The sequence below is a fragment of the uncultured Campylobacter sp. genome, from assembly GCF_938017705.1.
Lineage (GTDB): Bacteria > Campylobacterota > Campylobacteria > Campylobacterales > Campylobacteraceae > Campylobacter_B.
Genome location: NZ_CALIIS010000011.1, coordinates 1 through 2,919 on the forward strand (window position 1 = coordinate 1; position 2,919 = coordinate 2,919).

Genomic DNA, 2,919 nt, shown 5'->3' on the forward strand with positions numbered 1-2,919 from the left:
CAAATCTACGCTATCGCAAAGCTCTGCGGTAGAATTCTTGTGTTGCGAAATTCTGCTTAGCAAAATTCGGCTTTGCGGAATTTCAAATTTTACCGCTCAAATTCCACGGCGCAGAATTTTCTATGCGTTCACGAAATACAAAATTTGCGAAGCTCGTTCAAATAGCGAAATTTTGAAATTTAGGAATTTTAAAATTTGGCGGTATAAAAATTTATCCACGCGGCACGGAATTCTACCGCTCAAATTTAACGGCGCAAAACTCCTCAGCACAAAATTTACCGTTAGAATTTAGCTCGTAATTTAAAATTTCAAAATTATAAGCCGCAAAATTTTATGCCGAAGAATTTCGCGTTCCAATCGGCACGGAGTATCTGCTGCCGAGCCGCGCATAAAATTTTACGCTACGAAATTACACCGACAAAATTTTATGTCGCAAAATCCCGCGCCGTAAAATTTAAAAGCGGCTCTTGTTATAAAATTTTGCGAGCTTAATTTATGCTGCCGCAGCGGTATTTGCCTGCTACGAAGGTGATTTTATCGCGAATTTTAGCAATCTGTCTTAGCGCCTCCGCTAAGAAATCCACGTCGCTTTCGTCATGGATGAACGAGAAACTAGCCCGCACCCAAGCGGGTTTGCGCGACATTTCAGTATCGGGTTGCAAACCGAGCAGATCAAAGCCGTAAGGTGCTGCACAGTCGCATCCTGCGCGGGTCTGGATCTCAAATTTCTGCCCGAGCACCCCGGCTAGCGCGTCTGCGCCGAGACCTTGCATATTAAAAGCAAAGATCGGCACGCGCGGCGCGGTGAGATTGCCGTAAATTTCAATCTCTGGGATCTTTGAAATTTCGCCTATAAAGCGCCTGCAGATCGCCTCTTCGCGCGATTTAATCGCCTCTAGCCCCGCGCTTTTGCGAAGCTTTAGGGCAAGATAAGCTCGCACCAGCGCGATGATGCCTGGCGTGCCTGCTTCCTCCAAGCGCTCCTTGTCGATTATAAAGCGCTGCGTTAGGGCGTCTGCGTATTTGATCGTGCCGCCTCCCGCGAACGTCGGCTCCTCGCCGAGCAAAAGCTCCTTTCGCACCGCCAAAATCCCGCTAGCACCCACGCCGCCCAAAAGCTTGTGCGCGCCGAAAAACATACCGTCGCAAAAGCTGGTATCTACGTTTTCGTGCGCGATGAGCGCGCTAGCGTCCACGAACAGCCGCCCGCCGTACGCTTTTAGCATCAAGTAAGCGCGCTTGTAGTCTATCTTAAGCCCCGTCGCGTTTGATGCCGCGGTAAGCACGCCGTAAATTTCGCGCCCTTTGTTTGCTGATAGTATTTCGCCCAAGCGCGCAAAATCCATCAGTCCGCTTAGATCTAGCGGCACGCGCACGACCTCGCAAAGCCCCTGTCTTAGGCTAATTTCAACTGAGTGATGCTCAAAAGGCGAGATGATGAAAAGCGGCAGCTCTTTTATGCTCTCGCGCCGCAAGCCGAGCCTGTCTCGCGTGGCAGGCGGCAGGTAGATGCCTAAAATTTCCCAGAGCTTCTTTATCGCCGCAGTCGCGCCGAAACCGCACGAGATCAGATAGTAGCGCTCCTCGCAGCCCAGAAGCTCCTTGATTTTGGCTCTTGCGTTTTCGTAGTAATCGCTCGTAATCTCAGCGTTTGCTCCGCCCGCGGAGTGGACGTTGGCGTATGTAGAAAGCACGCGCTCGATCTCCGCTTCTATAGGGCGATACGCGAGTCCCGAAGCGGCGCAATCGAAGTATTTAACCCCCTCTTTTAAGATGATGTTTTTTTTGATCGTTTGAAAATCCAAAGCGCGACTCCAAAATTTTTGCAAATTATATCCAAACTCGCTAAAATTACGCCCGCAAGGAGGGCGAAATTTACGAGTTAAAAGACACTGCGCGAAATTTAGGCGATGTTGGTATCGACGCGATTTTGCAGTTTCATTTCGTATTTGACGAGATCGGCTGCATAAGCGGCTACGCGGACGTTTTCGAAGCGATCGAAAATGAAATTTTGCTCTGCTTTGAACGTCTCGGCGAGCGTTTTAAATTTGGCGGCGAGCACGAAGAGCAGATCAAAAAGGCGCTGATGAAATTCGCTAGAAGCGACCGCAAAAAAATAGGAATTTCAAAAATATTGCCGCGGTTTACGGCGCAAAAAATCACTGCAGATCTCATAAACGCGAAGTTTTTAATCACCGAAAAATCAAGCGAGCAAAGGGCGCAAAAAGAGCGCAAAAACGACCGCCTCCCGCGCGCGCTGCGCCGCTACCATATCACGGACAAAGTCCATTTCAGCAGCAACTTTGCGAGGTTTTGGTTTAGATTTATCGAGCCAAACCTGCCCGCGCTACGTCTGGGCGAGATAGAGCGCGTGCTAAGTCTAATCAAGGCGGATTTCAACGCCTACGCGGGGCTCGGATTTGAAATTTTAAGCAAGGAGCTGCTCGCGAAGTATCTAAATTTAGAGATTTCGCAAATTTCAAGCTTCTGGAACAAAGAGGTCGAGATCGACATCTACGCGAAATTTGAAAGCTTTTGCGTCGCGGGCGAGTGCAAATACAAGGAGCGAAAAATTTCAAAAAACGTGCTAAACGAGCTCATGCTCAAATGCGAAAAAGCACGTCTCGCGCCCGATCTGCTCGCGCTATTTTCCAAAAGCGGCTTCAGCGGCGAGCTACGAAGCCTAAAAAGCGACAAAATTTTACTCTTTTCGCTCGAGGATTTTAAAATTTTGCTTTAAATTGCGCGCTAAAAAAGCCCGATGGTAGCGCATATAATACACGCCCAAGCAAATCGCTTGGGCGTGCTTTTAGAAGATGTATCGCTTTAAATTTGGAATTGCCGGACTACAATTAATATAAAATCCGCCGCTTTAAAATTTCAAGCGGCGGAATTTTGTGAAATTTCAGCTTGCGCGGG

Annotated in this window: 3 protein-coding genes; 2 read left to right on the plus strand and 1 reads right to left on the minus strand. The window is 48.4% G+C overall.

From position 1 onward, the window contains the following. The coding region (locus Q0605_RS00760; RefSeq protein WP_298703385.1) for a hypothetical protein at positions 1–292 on the plus strand (292 nt) is incomplete at its 5' end. A gap of 196 nt (positions 293–488) precedes the next feature. Here Q0605_RS00760 and Q0605_RS00765 read toward each other — a convergent pair. Then, complete coding sequence (locus Q0605_RS00765; RefSeq protein ID WP_298703387.1) at positions 489–1,805, minus strand: aminotransferase class V-fold PLP-dependent enzyme; 1,317 nt, start codon at positions 1,803–1,805, stop codon at positions 489–491. A gap of 125 nt (positions 1,806–1,930) precedes the next feature. On the opposite strand from Q0605_RS00765, the gene Q0605_RS00770 reads away from it, so the two are divergent. Next, on the plus strand, positions 1,931–2,740 hold the full coding sequence (locus tag Q0605_RS00770; RefSeq protein ID WP_298703389.1) for a DUF234 domain-containing protein: 810 nt from the start codon (positions 1,931–1,933) through the stop codon (positions 2,738–2,740). Positions 2,741–2,919: the final 179 nt, after the last annotated feature.